General features: G+C 72.7%; 15 protein-coding genes. 4 read left to right on the forward strand and 11 right to left on the reverse strand.

Annotated features, from left to right (window positions below; genetic code table 11):
* Nucleotides 1–50: 50 nt before the first annotated feature.
* Genes ruvX through ACWDCZ_RS23585 form a run of 4 tightly spaced genes read right to left on the reverse strand, consistent with a single transcriptional unit; the run spans nt 51 to nt 4,108 of the window.
* Nucleotides 51–530 (reverse strand): Holliday junction resolvase RuvX, encoded by a 480-nt coding sequence (ruvX, locus tag ACWDCZ_RS23570; protein ID WP_049653990.1) that lies wholly within the window; start codon nt 528–530, stop codon nt 51–53.
* Entirely contained in the window at nt 530–3,199 is a 2,670-nt protein-coding gene (alaS, locus tag ACWDCZ_RS23575; RefSeq protein WP_049653992.1) for an alanine--tRNA ligase, read from the reverse strand. The genes ruvX and alaS overlap by 1 nt, the downstream gene beginning before the upstream one ends.
* Nucleotides 3,199–3,624, reverse strand: coding sequence for a DUF6167 family protein (locus ACWDCZ_RS23580; RefSeq protein ID WP_375876759.1), 426 nt, complete (start codon nt 3,622–3,624; stop codon nt 3,199–3,201). The genes alaS and ACWDCZ_RS23580 overlap by 1 nt, the downstream gene beginning before the upstream one ends.
* 4 nt (nt 3,625–3,628) lie before the next feature.
* Nucleotides 3,629–4,108: a DUF948 domain-containing protein gene (locus ACWDCZ_RS23585; protein WP_387966766.1), complete on the reverse strand. Its 480-nt coding sequence runs from the start codon at nt 4,106–4,108 to the stop codon at nt 3,629–3,631.
* A gap of 220 nt (nt 4,109–4,328) precedes the next feature.
* On the opposite strand from ACWDCZ_RS23585, the gene ACWDCZ_RS23590 reads away from it, so the two are divergent.
* Entirely contained in the window at nt 4,329–6,557 is a 2,229-nt protein-coding gene (locus tag ACWDCZ_RS23590) for an ATP-binding protein (RefSeq protein WP_449816893.1), read from the forward strand.
* A gap of 48 nt (nt 6,558–6,605) precedes the next feature.
* On the forward strand, nt 6,606–6,932 hold the full coding sequence (locus ACWDCZ_RS23595; RefSeq protein ID WP_049651814.1) for a tetratricopeptide repeat protein: 327 nt from the start codon (nt 6,606–6,608) through the stop codon (nt 6,930–6,932).
* Between the two features lie 103 nt (nt 6,933–7,035).
* Here the strand turns inward: ACWDCZ_RS23595 and rpsD are convergent, their stop codons facing one another.
* The 7 genes from rpsD to ACWDCZ_RS23630 all read right to left on the reverse strand — a co-directional run bounded on the left by rpsD (nt 7,036) and on the right by ACWDCZ_RS23630 (nt 14,785).
* Nucleotides 7,036–7,650, reverse strand: a complete 615-nt coding sequence (gene rpsD, locus ACWDCZ_RS23600; RefSeq protein ID WP_030240707.1) for a 30S ribosomal protein S4 — start codon at nt 7,648–7,650, stop codon at nt 7,036–7,038.
* A gap of 309 nt (nt 7,651–7,959) precedes the next feature.
* Nucleotides 7,960–9,402, reverse strand: coding sequence for a replication-associated recombination protein A (locus ACWDCZ_RS23605; protein WP_234348384.1), 1,443 nt, complete (start codon nt 9,400–9,402; stop codon nt 7,960–7,962).
* A 55-nt stretch (nt 9,403–9,457) separates the two neighbouring features.
* On the reverse strand, nt 9,458–10,276 hold the full coding sequence (gene ppk2, locus ACWDCZ_RS23610; RefSeq protein WP_117487155.1) for a polyphosphate kinase 2: 819 nt from the start codon (nt 10,274–10,276) through the stop codon (nt 9,458–9,460).
* A 138-nt stretch (nt 10,277–10,414) separates the two neighbouring features.
* Entirely contained in the window at nt 10,415–10,915 is a 501-nt protein-coding gene (locus tag ACWDCZ_RS23615) for a GNAT family N-acetyltransferase (RefSeq protein ID WP_259316510.1), read from the reverse strand.
* A 101-nt stretch (nt 10,916–11,016) separates the two neighbouring features.
* On the reverse strand, nt 11,017–12,807 hold the full coding sequence (gene aspS, locus ACWDCZ_RS23620; protein ID WP_049651817.1) for an aspartate--tRNA ligase: 1,791 nt from the start codon (nt 12,805–12,807) through the stop codon (nt 11,017–11,019).
* Nucleotides 12,804–14,066 carry a histidine--tRNA ligase gene (gene hisS, locus ACWDCZ_RS23625; protein ID WP_449810852.1) on the reverse strand — a complete coding sequence of 421 codons (1,263 nt, stop codon included), beginning with the start codon at nt 14,064–14,066 and terminating at the stop codon, nt 12,804–12,806. The genes aspS and hisS overlap by 4 nt, the downstream gene beginning before the upstream one ends.
* A gap of 11 nt (nt 14,067–14,077) precedes the next feature.
* Nucleotides 14,078–14,785 (reverse strand): MBL fold metallo-hydrolase, encoded by a 708-nt coding sequence (locus ACWDCZ_RS23630; RefSeq protein ID WP_049651819.1) that lies wholly within the window; start codon nt 14,783–14,785, stop codon nt 14,078–14,080.
* A 249-nt stretch (nt 14,786–15,034) separates the two neighbouring features.
* Here ACWDCZ_RS23630 and ACWDCZ_RS23635 point away from each other — a divergent pair, with 249 nt between their 5' ends.
* Both ACWDCZ_RS23635 and ACWDCZ_RS23640 read left to right on the forward strand, forming a co-directional pair.
* On the forward strand, nt 15,035–15,877 hold the full coding sequence (locus tag ACWDCZ_RS23635) for a peptidylprolyl isomerase (protein WP_049651820.1): 843 nt from the start codon (nt 15,035–15,037) through the stop codon (nt 15,875–15,877).
* A 265-nt stretch (nt 15,878–16,142) separates the two neighbouring features.
* Nucleotides 16,143–17,372: a DUF349 domain-containing protein gene (locus ACWDCZ_RS23640; protein WP_449816894.1), complete on the forward strand. Its 1,230-nt coding sequence runs from the start codon at nt 16,143–16,145 to the stop codon at nt 17,370–17,372.
* Nucleotides 17,373–17,448: the final 76 nt, after the last annotated feature.

Here is a 17,448-nt window from a genome sequence, read left to right on the forward strand (position 1 = left end):
GTGCGGACGCGTCCGCACGGACCCCTCAACGGGACGTTAGATCAGACCGGTCAGCCGACCGCCTCGACGCTCTCACCGGGGGGGCGTCCGCTCACCCGTTCGGACTCAAGGGCGGTCTGCAGGATCACCACCGCGGCGGCCTGGTCGACCACCGAGCGGCCCTTCTTCGCCTTGACCCCCGAGGCGCGCAGCCCGTGGGTCGCGGTGACGGTCGACATCCGCTCGTCCACCAGCCGCACCGGCACCGGGTAGAGCCGGTTCGCCAGCCGGGTCGCGTACGCCCGGACCTTCTCCGCCGCCGGGCCCTCCTTGCCGCTGAGCGAACGCGGCAGCCCGACGATCACCTCCATCGCGTCGTACTCCTCGACGATGGCGGCGATCCTGGCCTGCGACTTCACCCCGGCCGGGACGGTCTCCACGGGCGTGGCGAGCACCCCGTCGGGGTCGCAGGACGCGACCCCGATCCGGGCGTCCCCGACGTCGACGGCGATCCGCCGCCCCCGTCGGAAGGGCCTCTCCTCGAGCTCCATCAGCTGGCGCGCTCCGCGACCAGGCCGAGCACCGCGGCGATGGCCTCGCCGACCGCGGCCGGGTTGGAGCCGCCGCCCTGGGCGACGTCGTCCTTGCCGCCACCGCCGCCGCCGAGGGTCTTGGCGGCGGTCCGGACCAGCTCGCCGGCCTTGATGCCGCGGCCGCGGGCGTCCTCGTTGGTGGCGATCACGGTCAGCGGGCGGTCGTTCGCCACGGTGAAGGCGGCGACCACGGCCGGGCGCGAGCCGAGGCGGCCGCGCACGTCCAGGACCAGCTTGCGCAGCTCGTCCGCGCCCACGCCGTCGGCGACCTGCGCGGCGACCACGGCGATGCCGTGCACGTCCTCGGCCGAGTCGGCCAGGCCCGCCGCGGCGGCCAGCACCTTCTCGGCGCGGAAGCGCTCGATCTCCTTCTCGGCGTCCTTGAGCTTGGCGAGCATGCCCGAGATCTTCTCCGGCAGCTCCTCCGGACGGCCCTTGACCAGCTCGGTGAGCTGGGCGACCACGGTGTGCTCACGGGCCAGGAACCGGTAGGCGTCGCTGCCGACCAGCGCCTCGACGCGGCGCACGCCGGAGCCGATCGAGGACTCGCCGAGCAGCTTCACCAGGCCCAGCTGGGCGGTGTTGCCGACGTGGGTGCCGCCGCACAGCTCCTTGGAGAAGTCGCCGATGGTGACGACCCGGACCTCGTCGCCGTACTTCTCGCCGAACATCGCGATGGCGCCGGCCTTGCGGGCCTGGTCCATCGTCATGACCTCGGCGGTGACCTCCAGCTCGCGGGTCAGCACGTCGTTGATCTTCTGCTCGACGTCGACCAGCACGCTGCCGGGAACGGCGGCGGGCGAGCCGAAGTCGAAGCGGAAGCGGCCGGGGGCGTTCTCGGAGCCGGCCTGGGCGGCCGTCGGGCCGAGCGCGTCGCGCAGCGCCTGGTGGGTCAGGTGGGTGGCCGAGTGGGCGCGGGCGATCGCCCGGCGGCGCTCGGTGTCGATCGTGGCGTACGCCGAGGCGCCCAGCACGACCTCGCCGAACAGCACCCCGCCGGAGTGCACGATGACGCCCGGGACGGGCTGCTGCACGTCGCGGATCTCCACCACCGCGCCGGACTCCAGCCGGATCCGGCCCTGGTCGGCGAGCTGGCCGCCGCCCTCGGCGTAGAACGGGGTGCGGTCGAGGATGATCTCGACCTCGTCGCCCTCGGAGGCGGCCGGCGCCGGGACGCCGTCCACCAGCAGGCCGACCACGGTGGCCTCGCCCTCGGTGAGCGAGTAGCCGGTGAAGACGCTGGCGCCGGACGTGTCGGCGACCTCGCGGTACGCGGCGACGTCGGCGTGGCCCATCTTCTTGGCCTTGGCGTCGGCCTTGGCGCGGTCCCGCTGCTCCTGCATCAGGCGGCGGAAGCCGGCCTCGTCCACCTGGAGGCCCTGCTCCTCGGCCATCTCCAGGGTCAGGTCGATCGGGAAGCCGTAGGTGTCGTGCAGCTTGAACGCCTGGTCGCCGGAGAGCACCGCGCCGCCGGACTGCTTGGTCTCGGTGACCGCGGCGTCCAGCAGGTTGGTGCCGGCCTTCAGGGTCTGGAGGAAGGCCGCCTCCTCGCCGACGACGACCGTCTCGATGCGCTTGCGGTCGCTCTCCAGCTCCGGGTACTGCGGGGCCATCGCCTTGATGGCGATGTCGGTGAGGTCCTTGGCCACCACGCCGGTGGCGCCCAGCAGGCGCATGTTGCGGATGGCGCGGCGCAGGATGCGGCGCAGCACGTAGCCGCGGCCCTCGTTGCCGGGGGTGACGCCGTCGCCGATCAGCATCAGCGCGGTGCGGATGTGGTCGGTGACCACGCGCAGCGAGACGTCCGCCTTGTGGTCGGCGCCGTAGGTGTGGCCGGTGAGCTCGGCGGCGCGGTCGAGGATCATCCGGCTGGTGTCGATCTCGAAGAGGTTGTCGACGCCCTGCAGGATGGCGGCGAGGCGCTCCAGGCCGAGGCCGGTGTCGATGTTCCGGCTCGGCAGGTCGCCGAGGATCTCGAAACCGTCCTTGCCGTCGCCGTGGCCGCGCTCGTACTGCATGAAGACCAGGTTCCAGATCTCCAGGTAGCGCTCGCCGTTGACGGCCGGGCCGCCCTCCTCGCCGTACGCGGGGCCGCGGTCGTAGTTGATCTCCGAGCACGGGCCGCACGGGCCGGGGACGCCCATCGACCAGAAGTTGTCCTTCATGCCCAGGCGCTGGATGCGCTCCGAGGGCACGCCGATGACGTCACGCCAGATCTGCTCGGCCTCGTCGTCGTCCTTGTAGACGGTGATCCAGAGCTTCTCCTTCTCCAGGCCGTAGCCACCGTCCGCGACGGGAGTGGTGAGCAGCTCCCAGGCGAACTTGATGGCTCCTTCCTTGAAGTAGTCGCCGAAGGAGAAGTTGCCGCACATCTGGAAGAAGGAGCCGTGCCGGGTGGTCTTCCCGACCTCCTCGATGTCCAGGGTGCGCACGCACTTCTGGACGCTGGTGGCGCGCGAGAACTGCGGCTTGACCTCGCCCAGGAAGTAGGGCTTGAACGGCACCATGCCGGCGTTGACGAGCAGCAGGGTGGGGTCGTCGGCGACCAGGGACGCCGACGGAACGACGGTGTGGCCGCGCTCCTCGAAGAAGCGCAGCCAGCGGCGGCGGATCTCAGCCGACTCCATTAGTGGTCCTTCCGGTTCGGGGTGCCGCCCCGCGGCGGCAGGGCGCGGCGGGGCGTTTCTTCAGTGGTCTGGGGGGTGGTACGGGCGCTGCGGGACGGAGGCAGGGCGGCGGCCGGGCTACCGGGCACCGCCGAGATAGCTCGGTACTGCGGCTCGCCGCGCAGGACCCGGCGGTCGCCGCGGGGCTCCACCACGGCGGTGCCGTGCAGCCCGAGGTCGTCCTTCAGCTGCTCCTCGCGCTCGGCCATGCCGGCCCTCACGTCCTGGGCGAACTGCTTGGCCAGGTCGCCCAGGTGCAGCGCGCCGCGGGCGGCGGTGCCGGAGAGGCTGTCCGGGGTCAGCCGGTGCACGGCCTCGTTGGCCTTGTTCATGGCCCAGACGGTGGCGCCGGCGCCGACCGCCATCCAGAAGATGCGTCGCACCATGCCGTCAGCCCCTCACCGCGCGCCGGACCCGGGAGAACAGTCCGTTCCTGGGCGCCGTCGCGGCGCGGACCTCGGCCCGGATCAGCCGGGCCAGCTCCTCGCGCTCGCCGGCCTGCGAGGGCGCCGGCGGCACGCCGCCCTGCTGCCGGGCGACGGCCTTGCGCACGCCGTAGCTGAACGCCGCGACCTTCACCAGCGGTCCGCCCAGGGTGGCGGCCACGGTGGAGGAGAGCGCGTTGGCGTTGGCGGCGGCGTCCTGCACGTTGGCGGTGATCTCGTCCACCCGCTCCAGCTGCTCGTTGGCGCTGCGCACCGCGGCGCCCGCGTCGGTCAGCAGCGGGACGGCCTGCTCGGTGACGGCGGAGACCAGGACGGCGGCCTCCTTGAGGACCCGGGAGAGGCGGACCAGCACCACGGCGAGCAGGGTGACCAGGACCGCCCAGAAGACGGCGACGAGCAATCCGGCCAGCTCTCCCACGGACACCTTTGCGCGCTCCCTCGCCTTGCAGCTCTTCAGAGGGAACCCTATCGCGCCGACGCCCGGTTTCCGGACCGGGTTCTCTCCCCGGCGATCCGGTCGGGTGTGCGATCGGCGCGCGTAACCTACCGGCCGGTCACCTCGTTCTGCCTGGCAGGCCGTCGCCCGTACGGCCCGACGCACGTCCGGACCGCGACGGTCCGGCCTGGAGCACGGGGAGCAGCCCTTGGCCGGGGACTGGAGAGCGGAGCCCGCGGGGCCCGAGGCGGGGCCGCCCGAGCCGGAGCCCGGCCGGCTGCCGGCCGAGCTGACCGGCTTCGTCGGGCGGCGGGGCGAGCTGGCCGAGCTGGCCGGCCTGCTGGCCACGGCCCGGCTGGTGACGGTCACCGGGCCGGGCGGCGTGGGCAAGAGCCGGCTGGCCCTGCGCGCGGCGGCCCGGGCGGCCGACGCGTTCCCGGACGGCACCTGGCTGGTGGACGTGGCCCCCGTGCAGGACCGGCTGCTGCTCGGCCACGCCGTCCTGGAGGCGCTGCGGCTCACCGACAGCGGCGCCCGTCCGCCGCTGGACGTCCTGACCGACCGGCTGGACGGCCGGCGCCTGCTGCTGGTGCTGGACGGCTGCGAGCACCTGGTGGAGGCCTGCGCCGAACTGGCCGACGCGCTGCTGCGGGCGCTGCCCGAGCTGCGGCTGCTGACCACCAGCCGCACCGCGCTGCGGGCCTCGGGCGAGCACCTGCTGACCCTCGCGCCGCTGCCGGTCGGCCCGGCGCCCGCCGGCCCGGTGCGGTCGGGCGCGCTGCCGGACGCGGTGCGGCTGTTCGCCGACCGGGCCCGGGCGGTGCTGCCGTCCTTCGAGGTGACGGAGGACAACGCGGAGGCGGTCGCGCTGCTCTGCCGCCGGCTGGACGGCATCCCGCTGGCCGTGGAGCTGGCCGCCGGCCGGCTCCGCGCGCTGTCGGTGGAGCAGGTCACCGCCCGGCTGGACGACCGCTTCCGGCTGCTCACCGGCGGCTCCCGGACTGCTCTGCCCCGGCACCGGGCGCTGCGCACGACGATCGGCTGGAGCCATGAGCTCTGCACCGTGCAGGAACGTTTACTCTGGGCCCGCCTGTCGGTCTTCGCCGGCGGTTTCGACCTGGAGGCCGCCGAGTACGTCTGCGCCGGCGAGGGCATCGAGGCCGAAGAGGTGCTCGACCTGCTCGACGAGCTGGTCGCCAAGTCCGTGGTGCTGCGCGAGGACAGCGCCTTCGGCGTGCGCTTCCGGCTGCTGGACACCCTGCGCGAGTACGGCGGCCAGTGGCTGCGGGCCGCAGGCGAGGAGCCGCGGCTGCTGCGCCGCCACCGGGACTGGTACCTGGGCGTCGCCACCTGGGGCGAGGTCGAGTGGTTCGGCCCCCGGCAGGCGGAGACCGCCGAGCGCACCCAGCTGGCCCACGGCAACCTCCGCGCGGCGCTGGAGTTCTGCCTCGCCGAGCCCGGCGAGGAGCAGATCGCCCTGCTGCTGGCCGGCACCCTCTGGTTCTACTGGATCGGCTGCGGCCACCTCGGCGAGGGGCGGCACTGGCTGGACCGGGCGCTCGCCCTGGATCGCGAGCCCACCGAGGCCCGGGCCAAGGCGCTCTGGGTGACCGGCTACACGGCCACCCTCCAGGGCGACCTCGGCTTCGCCCGCCCGGCGCTGGAGGAGTGCCGCCGCCAGGCCCTGAACACCGGCGACGACCGGGCCCTGGCCCACGCCGTCCACCGCCAGGGCTGCGTCGCCCTGGTCGGCGACGACCCCGACCGGGCCGCCGAGCTGTTCGAGGAGGCGCTCTGGCACTACCGGACCATCGGCGAGCTCAACAGCAACGTGGTGATGGCCATGCTGGAGCTGGGCCTGGCCTACCTGTTCCAGGGCGACCTGGACAGCGGCGAGCTCTGGTTCGGCCAGGCCCGCGAGCTGTGCGAGGAGCACGGCGAGCAGTGGGCCTACGGGTACGTGCTCTACGCGATGGCGTACTCGCACTGGCTGGACGGCGCGGTCCAGCCCGCCCGGATGCTGGCCCGGGAGTGCGTGCGGCTGAACCACCTCTTCCGCGACCTGCTCGGCATCGTGCTGGGCATCGACCTGCTGGCGCTGCTGGAGACCGAGCCGAGCCGCCCGGGCGAGCCGGGCGACCTGCGCGAGGCCCGGGTGCTCCAGGGGGCCGCGCACCGGATCTGGCGCGCGGTCGGCAACCCGTTCCTGGGCTCGCGGAACTTCTTCGGCCCGCACCAGGAGTGCGCGGAGCGGGCCCTGGCCGGGCTGAGCGCCCAGGAGTACGAGGAGTGCTACGAGGCCGGCACCCTGCTGGACCTGGACGCGGCGGTCGCCCGGGCGCTCGGCGGCGGGGGCGCGGCGGAGGGCGCGGAGCCGGTGCCGGATCCCCGCGCGGTGCCGCCCGCGCCGGCGCCCTCGGCGGTGCGGAATAGTTGAAACTTGCCGATTGCTTGAGGAGGCAAGGAACTGCTCGGAAGGAGCACCATGGCCGTCCACAACGCCGCCAACGAGTACCGCATGGCGAAGTTCTACTTCGATTCCAAGGCGTACACCGACGCGGCCCGCATGCTCGAAGGCGTCCTGGCCGAGGAGCCGACCAACCTCTCGGTCCGGATGCTGCTGGCCCGCAGCTACTTCCACTCGGCCCAGCTGCGGCGCGCCGAGGCCGAGCTGCTGCGGATCCTGGAGGCCGACCCGGCCGAGGACTACGCCCGGCTGATGCTCGGCCGCACCCTGGAGCGCCAGGGCCGCGCCGAGGAGGCCCGCCCGCACCTGCGGCTGGCCGCCGCGATGGCCGGCGAGAGCATCTGACGGCAGCGGGAGGAACAGCGGGAACAGCGGAAAAGGGGCGAGCCCCCGTCGCCTCGAAAGGCGGCGGGGGCTCGCTCGTGGTGTCGCGAAGAGCGGAACCGGGTCAGCGCGAGTAGTACTCGACGACCAGCTGCTCGTCACAGATCACCGGGACCTCCTTGCGCTGCGGCGCACGGTCCAGGCGGAAGGCCAGGGCCTTCAGGTTGACCTCGAGGTACTTCGGGGTCTGGCCCTCACCCGCGTAGCCACCCTCACGGGCGACCTGGAAGGGGACCTTCTCCTTGGAGCGCTCGCGGACGGTGACCACGAAGCCCGGCTTCATCTGGAACGACGGCTTGTTGACCTTGCCGCCGTTGACCTCGATGTGGCCGTGGACGACCATCTGGCGGGCCTGGTAGATGGTGCGGGCGATGCCCGAACGCAGGACCAGGGAGTCCAGACGGGTCTCCAGGTCGGCGACGAGCGCCTCACCGGTCTTGCCCTCGGCCTTCTTCGCGCGGTCGAACGCGCGCGCCATCTGCTTCTCGCTCAGGTCGTACTGGGCGCGCAGACGCTGCTTCTCGAGCAGACGGACCTTGTAGTCCGAGTTCTGCTTGCGGCCACGGCCGTGCTGGCCGGGCGGGTACGGGCGGGCCTCGAAGTACTTGACGGACTTCGGGGTCAGCGGCACGCCGAGCGCACGCGCGATCTTGACCTTGGGACGCTTCTGGTTCGCCATGAACCAAACCTTCCTTGCTTACGAATACGGCTTCACCAGGTGTTGACGGAGGTCGCATCTCGCGACCCGGAGACAACCCATCGCCGAGGCGATGCGGTCAGCCGCTCTCCGGAGCCGGGCACGGAAGTGCTGGTCACACGGACCGGCCCGGAATCCGGGCCCGTCCGCGACACCGAAACGGTGCGCGACGCTCCTGGTGCGGGCCCCTCGAGGGGGCCTACGGCCGGTGTCCCGCTGGTGCGGCCGGTCGGTGGGGTCTCCCCCGCCGCCGTCCCGGGACATGGCACTCCGATCGAGTATACCGGTGGATCACTCGCCCTTTTCCCCGGGCTGCTCCTCGGCCCCCGCCGCCGCCTTCCGCGGCTTCTGCTCGGGCTTCTGCTCGGCCTTCTTCTCCACCCTGCGCTCCCCGCGCAGCCGCCCGCGCGTCCACTCCACGACCTCCGCGTACCGGGCCTCGCCACCGCGCCTGGTCGGCTGGTAGTACTCCCGGCCGTGCACCGCGTCCGGCGCGTACTGCTGGGCGGCGATGCCCTCCGGCAGGTCGTGCGGGTAGCGGTAGCCCTTGCCGTGGCCGAGCTTGCCCGCGCCGCCGTAGTGCGCGTCCCGCAGGTGGGACGGGACGGCGCCCGCCAGGCCCTGCCGGACGTCCGCCAGCGCCGCGTCGATCGCCAGGTAGGCGGCGTTGGACTTGGGCGCCAGGGCCAGCGCGATGGCCGCCTGGGAGAGGATGATCCGGGCCTCCGGGAAGCCGATCAGGGCCACCGCCTGGGCCGCCGCCACCGCCGTCTGCAGGGCCGTCGGGTCGGCCAGGCCGACGTCCTCGCTGGCCGAGATCATCAGCCGGCGGGCGATGAACCGCGGGTCCTCCCCCGCCTCGATCATCCGGGCCAGGTAGTGCAGGGTGGCGTCCACGTCGCTGCCGCGGATCGACTTGATCAGCGCGCTCGCCACGTCGTAGTGCTGGTCGCCGTCCTTGTCGTAGCGCACCGCCGCCTGGTTGACCGCCGTCTCGGTGGTGGCCAGCGTGATGCTCGGCTCGCCCTTCTCCAGCGCCGCCCCGGCCGCCGCCTCCAGCGTGGTGAGCGCCCGCCGGGCGTCCCCGCCGGCCAGGCGCACCAGGTGGTCCTCGGCCTCCGCGGTCAGCTCCAGCGCCCCCTCCAGCCCGCGCTCGTCGGCCACCGCGCGGCGCAGCAGCGCCCGGATGTCCTCGTCGGTCAGCGACTCCAGGGTGAGCAGCAGCGAGCGGGACAGCAGCGGGGAGATCACCGAGAAGTACGGGTTCTCCGTCGTCGCCGCGATCAGGGTGACCCAGCGGTTCTCCACGGCGGGCAGCAGCGAGTCCTGCTGGGCCTTGGAGAAGCGGTGGATCTCGTCCAGGAAGAGCACCGTCTCCCGGCCGGACATCCCGACCGCCCGCCGGGCACCGTCGATCACCGCCCGGACCTCCTTGACCCCGGCGGTGATCGCGGACAGCTCCACGAAGCGGCCCTCGACCGCCTGGCTGATCACGTGCGCCAGGGTGGTCTTGCCGGTGCCGGGAGGGCCCCAGAGGATCACCGAGCTGGTCGCCGCCGGGCCGCGCGAGCTCCCGACCAGGCGGCGCAGCGGCGAGCCGGGCTTCAGCAGCTGCCGCTGCCCGGCCACCTCGTCCAGGGTGCGCGGACGCATCCGTACGGCCAGGGGCGCCCGGCCGGGCTCCCTGGTCTGGCGTTCCTCGGCGGCGGCGGTGAAGAGGTCCGGTTCGTCCACACCGGAAGCCTATGCGAGGGCTCGGACAGCCCGCCAAGAGCTGCGCGGGCCCGTCCTACTCCAGCCCGGCGGCGTGGTCCGGGACGTACTTCTGGAGGTCCCGCGGGGGCCGCTCGTAGCCGCGCGAGGCGGGGCGGGGCGGCAGCTGCACCCGCGGCTCCCTGATCTCGTGGTACGGCACGGTGGACAGCAGGTGGGCGATCATGTTGATCCGGGCCCGGCGCTTGTCGTCGCTCTCCACCACGTGCCACGGCGAGTCCGGGGTGTCGGTGTGGATGAACATCTCGTCCTTGGCCCGCGAGTAGTCCTCCCAGCGGGTGATCGACTCGACGTCCATCGGGGAGAGCTTCCAGCGCTTCATCGGGTCCTCCAGCCGGTCCCGGAAGCGCCGCTGCTGCTCGGTGTCGCTCACCGAGAACCAGTACTTGCGCAGCAGGACGCCCGACTCGGTGAGCATCCGCTCGAAGGTCGGGCACTGGTGCAGGAACTGCCAGTACTCCTCGTCGGTGCAGAAGCCCATCACCCGCTCGACGCCCGCGCGGTTGTACCAGCTGCGGTCGAACAGGACGATCTCCCCGGCGGCCGGCAGGTGCTCGACGTACCGCTGGAAGTACCACTGGGTCTTCTGCCGCTCGGTCGGTGTGGGCAGCGCCGCGACCCGGGCGATGCGGGGGTTGAGGTACTCCGTCACCCGCTTGATCGCCCCGCCCTTGCCCGCGGCGTCGCGCCCCTCGAAGACCACCACCAGCCGGGCGCCCTCGACGCGCACCCACTCCTGGAGCTTCACCAGCTCCTCCTGGAGGCGCAGCAGCTCCCGCTCGTACGGCTTCCTGGCCAGTCGCGCCGGTTTCCCGGTCCGCTGCTGCTCGGCCACCCTCGGTTCCTCCGTCCGGCTGAATGCTGATCAGCACTCACCGTAGGCGCCCACGGCCGGTTCCGCAGGTCGGCGGGGGGCTGTGGCGACCGGGGCCGGTCTCGTGGACCGGCCCTGGGGAGAGGTGCCTGGGAGAGGCTAGACGGCGACGAAGGGCTCGGGGTAGCGGCAGAGCCCGCGCGGGGTGCCGTCGTACGACGGCAGCGGCAGCACCTGGAAGTACGCCTCCGGCACCTCGAACGGGCCGGTGACCTCGTGCCGCCCGGCCGGTGCGAAGCCGAACCGCGCGTAGTACTCCGGGTCGCCGAGGACGACCACGAGCTTCTCGCCCGCGTCCTCGGCCGCCGCCAGCGCGGCCCGGACGACCAGCTCGCCGACGCCCCGGCGCTGCCACTCGGGCGCCACCGCGACCGGCCCGAGCGCCAGCGCCTTGCCGTCGCCGACGAGCAACCGGGTGAGCAGCGCGTGGCCGATCACCAGCCCGGCCCCGTCGACCGCCACCACGGACAGCCCGGGCAGCCAGGCGGGGTCGCGGCGCAGCGCGTCCACCAGGTCCGCCTCGTCCGGGCCGGGGAACGCGGCCATGTGGACGCGTCTGGTCGCCGGGGCGTCCTCCGGACATTCGATTCTTGTGGTCACCTGCAAGAGTCAACCCTCCCTGTGTCACACACCGTTGTGGACCGGCCCCGGACGGCGGGTGAGCCGTCCGGGGCCGTTGCAGGTTAGCGGATGACGCGGTGTCAGGACTGGGGCTGGGCCTCGCCCTTGGCGTCCTCGCGGACCTTCGGCTTGGCGTCCACGCCGGCCTCGCGGCGCTGCGCCGGGGTGATCGGGGTCGGGGCGCCGGTCAGCGGGTCGCCGCCGGTGGACGTCTTCGGGAAGGCGATGACGTCCCGGATGGTGTCGTACCCGCCCAGCAGGGTGACGATGCGGTCCAGGCCGAAGGCGACACCGCCGTGCGGCGGCGGGCCGTAGTTGAAGGCGTCCAGCAGGAAGCCGAACTGCGAGGCCGCCTCCTCCTCGGAGAGACCGATCGCGTCGAACGCCCGCTTCTGCACGTCGCGCTGGTGGATACGGATCGAACCGCCGCCCAGCTCCGAGCCGTTGAGGACCAGGTCGTAGGCGTTGGAGAGCGCCGAGCCCGGGTCGGTGTCGAAGGTGGCCAGCGACTCCGCGGTCGGGGCGGTGAACGGGTGGTGCACCGCGTGCCAGCCCTGGAACTGGCCCTTGTCGTCCTCGATCGGCTCGAACATCGGGAAGTCGACGACCCAGAGGAAGGCCCACTGGGACTCGTCGATCAGCTCGCAGCGGCGGCCGATCTCCAGACGGGCGGCGCCGAGCAGCTCCTGGGAGGCGCGCTCCTTGCCGGCCGCGAAGAAGACCGCGTCGCCGTTCTTGGCGCCCGCGGCGGCGGCGAGGCCGGCCAGATGCTCCGCGGAGAGGTTCTTGGCGACCGGGCCGCGCAGCTCGCCGGTCTCGGCGTCGATGAGCACGTAGGCCAGGCCCTTGGCGCCGCGCGCCTTGGCCCAGTCCTGCCAGGCGTCCAGCTGCTTGCGCGGCTGCGAGGCGCCGCCGGGCATGACCACGGCGCCGACGTACGGGGCCTGGAAGACGCGGAACTCGGTGCCCTTGAAGTACTCGGTCAGGTCGGTGAGTTCCTGGCCGAAGCGGACGTCCGGCTTGTCCGAGCCGTAGCGGCCCATGGCGTCCGCGTAGGTCATCCGGGGCAGCGGGTTCGGGATCTCGTACCCGTGCACCTCGCGCCAGATGGAGCCGACGATCTTCTCGCCGAGGGCCAGGACGTCCTCCTGGTCGACGAACGAGGCCTCGATGTCCAGCTGGGTGAACTCCGGCTGCCGGTCGGCGCGGAAGTCCTCGTCGCGGAAGCAGCGGGCGATCTGGTAGTAGCGCTCCATGCCGGCCACCATCAGCAGCTGCTTGAACAGCTGGGGCGACTGCGGCAGGGCGTACCAGTGGCCGGGCTGGAGGCGGACCGGGACGAGGAAGTCGCGGGCGCCCTCGGGGGTGGAGCGGGTGAGGTACGGCGTCTCGATGTCGAGGTAGTCGTTCTCCTCCATCACCCGGCGGATGATGTTGTTGACCTTGGAGCGCAGGCGCAGGCCCTTGGCCGGGCCCTCGCGGCGCAGGTCCAGGTAGCGGTAGCGCAGCCGGACCTCCTCGTTGACCGTGCCCGGCTCGTACTCGGCGACCGGGAAGGGCAGCGGGGCGGCCTCGGAGAGCACCTCGATCGCGCTGACGACGACCTCGACGGCGCCGGTCGGGATGTCGGGGTTCTCGTTGCCCTCGGGGCGGACCCGGACGTCGCCGACGACCTTGACGCAGTACTCGGCGCGCAGGCCGTGTACCGAGTCGAGGTCGCGGACCACGATCTGCACGGTGCCGGAGGCGTCGCGCAGGTCGATGAAGGCGACGCCGCCGTGGTCGCGGCGGCGGGCGACCCAGCCGGCCAGGGTGACGGTGGTGCCTGCGTGCTCCGGGCGGAGCGTGCCCGCGTCGTGCGTGCGGATCACAGCTGCTTCTCCTTCAGGGTGGTGACGAGTGCGTCGAGGGCGACGGGGGTCTGTTCGCCGGTGCTCATGTCCTTGAGCTGGACGACGCCCTCGGCGAGGTCCCGGTCCCCGGCGATCAGGGCGAAGCGGGCGCCGGACCGGTCGGCGGACTTCATGGCGTTCTTGATGCTCTTGACGCCGAAGGCGAGGTCGGTGGCCACGCCGGCCCGGCGCAGCTCGACCACCTTGGCGAACAGGGTGTTCTTGGCCTCCTCGCCGAGCGCGACGGCGTAGACGGAGGTGGCCGCCGGCAGGTCGAGGGCGACGCCCTCGGCCTCCAGTGCGAGGTAGGTGCGGTCCACGCCGAGCGCCCAGCCGACGGACGGCAGCGCCGGGCCGCCGATCATCTCGGACAGGCCGTCGTAGCGGCCGCCGCCGCCGATCGCGGACTGGGCGCCGAGGCCGTTGTGCACGAACTCGAAGGTGGTGCGGGTGTAGTAGTCCAGGCCGCGCACCAGCTTGGGGTCGTCCACGAAGGCCACGCCCGCCGCGGTGAGCAGCTCGCGGACCTTCTCGTCGTACGCCTTGCAGGCCTCGCACAGGTAGTCGCGCAGCATCGGGGCGCCGACCAGCTGGGCCTGCACCGACTCGCGCTTGTCGTCGAGGACGCGCAGCGGGTTGATCTCGGCGCGGCGGCGGGTCTCCTCGTCCAGGTCCAGGCCGGCGAGGAAGTCGATCAGCGCGGCACGGTAGACCGGGCGGCACTGCTTGTCGCCGAGGCTGTTGAGCAGCAGCGAGTAGTCGCTCAGCCCGAGCGAGCGGAAGGCGTCGTCGGCCAGGATGATCAGCTCGGCGTCCAGCGCCGGGTCCTCGGCCCCGATCGCCTCGGCGCCGACCTGGGAGAACTGGCGGTAGCGGCCCTTCTGGGCGCGCTCGTAGCGGTAGTACGAGCCCGAGTACCAGAGCTTGACCGGCAGGTTGCCCTGCTTGTGGAGGTTGGCCTGGAGCGCGGCGCGCAGCACCGAGGCGGTGCCCTCGGGGCGCAGCGCGAGCTCGTCGCCGCCCTTGGTGGTGAGGGTGTACATCTCCTTGGAGACGATGTCGGTGGACTCGCCGACACCACGGGAGAACAGCTTCACGTCCTCGAAGACCGGGGTCTCGACGTAGCCGTAACCGGCCCGGCGGGCGGGCGCGGCGATGCGCTCGCGGATCGCCAGGAAGGTCGCGGAGCTGGGGGGCAGCAGGTCGTAGGTGCCCTTGGGGGCGGTGAAGGTGCTCAACTTCTCTTCCGTCACATTCCTCGTCGCGGGAAAGCCGGGGCGCCTGCCGCCCCTGCTGCCTGTCGGAGGTAGGGGTTGGTGGCGCGCTCGCGGCCGATGGTGGTCTGACCGCCGTGGCCGGAGAGGACCACGGTGGAGTCGTCGAGGGGCAGGCACACCCGGGCCAGCGAGTTCATGATCGCCTCGCTGTCCCCGCCCGGGAGGTCGGTACGCCCGATGGAGCCGGCGAACAGCAGGTCGCCCGAGAACAGCACCGGGGGGAGGTCCTCGGCACCGGGCGTCCGGAAGGTCACCGACCCCCCGGTATGGCCCGGGGCGTGGTCCACGGTGAGCTTCAGGCCGGCCAGCTCCAGCACGCCGCCGTCGGTGAGCTCGCGCACGTCGTCGGGCTCGCCGACGGTGAGCTCGCCCATCAGCTGGGTGCCCAGGGAGCGGCCGAGCGCCTTCTCCGGGTCGGACATCATGTACCGGTCCTCGGGGTGGATCCAGGCCGGGACGCCGCGGGCGCCGCAGACCGGGACCACCGAGGCCACGTGGTCGATGTGGCCGTGGGTGAGCAGCACGGCGACGGGCTTCAGCCGGTGCTCGCGGACCATCTCCTCGACGCCGCGGGCCGCCTGGTGGCCGGGATCGACGATGACGCACTCCTCGCCGGCCGCCGGAGCGACCAGGTAGCAGTTGGTGCCCCAGGCTCCAGCGGGGAATCCGGCGATGAACACGCGCGTCCTTCGGGTGTGTGGCGGTCGGCTGCGGCGGCTGCCAGTGGTGATGCCACCAGTGGTGATTCAGGTGCAGCCTACCGGCGCCGCGGGTCCGGTTGCGAACCAGATACGGGCGGCGGGGCGCCGCGGCCCGGCAGGTTCACCGGGTTCTTACAGGCCCGGTCCCTACACTTGGCCGCCGAGGGATGCGATGATCCGCTCCGGAATCCATCCACTTTTCCCGCACATCCGTAGGAGACACGGCCGGTGGTCAGCAGCGAACAGCGGCGGCGGCAGCTCGCCCGAGAGAAGTACGAGCGCCAGTTGGAGCGCCGGGTCGAGGCCCAGGCCGCGCGCAGGCGGCGCAACACGATCCTGGGCGCCTCGCTCGCCGTCGTGGTCCTGGCCGGCGGTGGCACCCTGATCGCCACCGGCGCGTTCAGCTCGGACGACAAGGGCGACAAGAAGGCCTCGAACAGCGCCCAGGCCGCGCCGACCGGTACCGAGGAGCCGTCCGCCCCGACCCGCAAGCCGGTCGAGGGCTGCGCCGCCCCGGCGCCGGGCGCGCCCAACGGCAAGCAGTGGCAGGCCGAGCCGGCCATGACGATCGACGCGGGCGGCTCGTACGCCATGACGCTGGACAGCAACTGCGGCAAGGTGACGATCGCGCTGGACGCGGCGAAGGCCCCGCACACCGTGAACTCCTTCGCCTTCCTGGCCGGTGAGCAGTACTTCGACCACACCAAGTGCCACCGCCTCACCACCGACGGCATCTTCGTGCTGCAGTGCGGCGACCCGACCGCCAGCGCGACCGTCCCGGGCGGCTCCGGCGGCCCCGGCTACAAGTTCGCGGACGAGAACCTGACCGGCGCGACCTACCCGGCCGGCACCGTGGCGATGGCCAACTCCGGTCCGGGCACCAACGGCAGCCAGTTCTTCCTGGTCTACAAGGACACCAAGCTGCCCCCGAACTACACCCCCTTCGGCAAGGTCACCGGCGGCCTGGACGTGGTGCAGAAGATCGCCGCCGCGGGCACCCTGGAGGGCTCGTCGGACGGCCACCCGATGGCCGACGTCACCTTCAACTCCGTTACGGTGGCGAAGGGTTGACCGACTCCGGGGTCGTCGGCGGGTGGCCTGCGCGCCGCCCCCGCACGGCCCCGGACCGAAATCGCCCGGCCCGGATGCGGACAGCACCGGGCCTGGTCGCCTATGTTGGCGTTGTATAGGGTGCCCGGACCCGCCTAGCCGTCACCCTCGGCAGCAAGGCACGGCGGACGGGGACGGCGGACTCTTTCGGTCCGTCGCACATCAACTGTGGACGACGGACGCGCGCCGCCCCGGCGCGGGCGCGACGTCATGTGGAGGACGCGCTATGAGCAGCGACCCGTGGGGCCGTGTGGACGAGCAGGGCACGGTCTACGTCAGGACGGCCGACGGCGAACGAGTCGTCGGTTCCTGGCAGGCCGGCTCGCCCGAGGAGGCCCTCGCCTACTTCGAGCGCAAGTACCAGGGCATCGAGGTGGAGATCGGCCTGCTGGAGAAGCGGGTGCGGACCACCGACCTGGCCGCCAAGGACGCCCTGGCCGCGCTGGAGCACCTGCGCGCCCAGGTGGTCGAGGGGCACGCGGTCGGCGACCTGGAGGGTCTGGCCAAGCGGCTGGACACGCTCACCGGCGAGATCGAGAGCCGGCGCGAGGAGCGCAAGGCCGCCCGCGCCAAGGCCCAGGACGAGGCCCGTGCGGCCAAGGAGGCCCTGGTCACCGAGGCCGAGCAGCTCGCCGAGTCCACCCAGTGGCGGGAGGCCGGGGACCGGCTGCGCGCCCTGGTGGACACCTGGAAGGGCCTGCCGCGGCTGGACCGCAAGAGCGACGACGAGCTGTGGCACCGCTTCTCGCACGCCCGCTCGGTCTTCTCCAAGCACCGCAAGGCGCACTTCGCCACCCTGGACGCCGAGCGCGAGAAGGCCCGGCAGACCAAGGAGGCGCTGGTGTCCGAGGCCGAGGCGCTGTCCTCGTCCACGGACTGGGGCAGCACCGCGGCCGCCTACCGCGACCTGATGGCGCGCTGGAAGGCCGCCGGCCGGGCCCAGCGGGACATCGAGGACGAGCTGTGGGCGCGGTTCCGCGGCGCCCAGGACGTCTTCTTCCAGGCCCGCTCCGCGGTGTTCAGCGAGCGGGACGCCGAGCAGGTGGAGAACCAGAAGCTCAAGGAGGCGCTGGCCTCCGAGGCCGAGACGATCCTGCCGATCACCGACCTCAAGGCCGCCAAGGCCGCGCTGCGCGAGGTCAACGAGCGCTGGGAGGCGATCGGGCACGTGCCGCGCGAGGTCCGTCCGAAGCTGGACGGCCGGCTGAACGCGGTCGAGCGGGCGATCCGCGAGGCCGAGGAGGCCGAGTGGTCGCGCTCCAACCCGGAGGCCAAGGCCCGCGCGGCCGGCATGGTGGGCCTGTTCCAGGCGAAGGCCGACAAGATCCAGGCCGACCTGGACAAGGCCCGCGCGGCCGGCAACGCCTCCAGGATCGCCAAGCTGGAGTCCGAGCTGGACGGCGTGCGGACCCTGCTGGACCAGGCGCACAAGAGCCAGGAGGAGTTCAGCGGCTGATCGCCCCGGCACGCTGGACGGCGAAGGCCCTCGGGACCGTTCCCGGGGGCCTTCCGCGTTCCCCCGCCGTGCTGCC

This window comes from Kitasatospora sp. NPDC001225 (assembly GCF_053597855.1).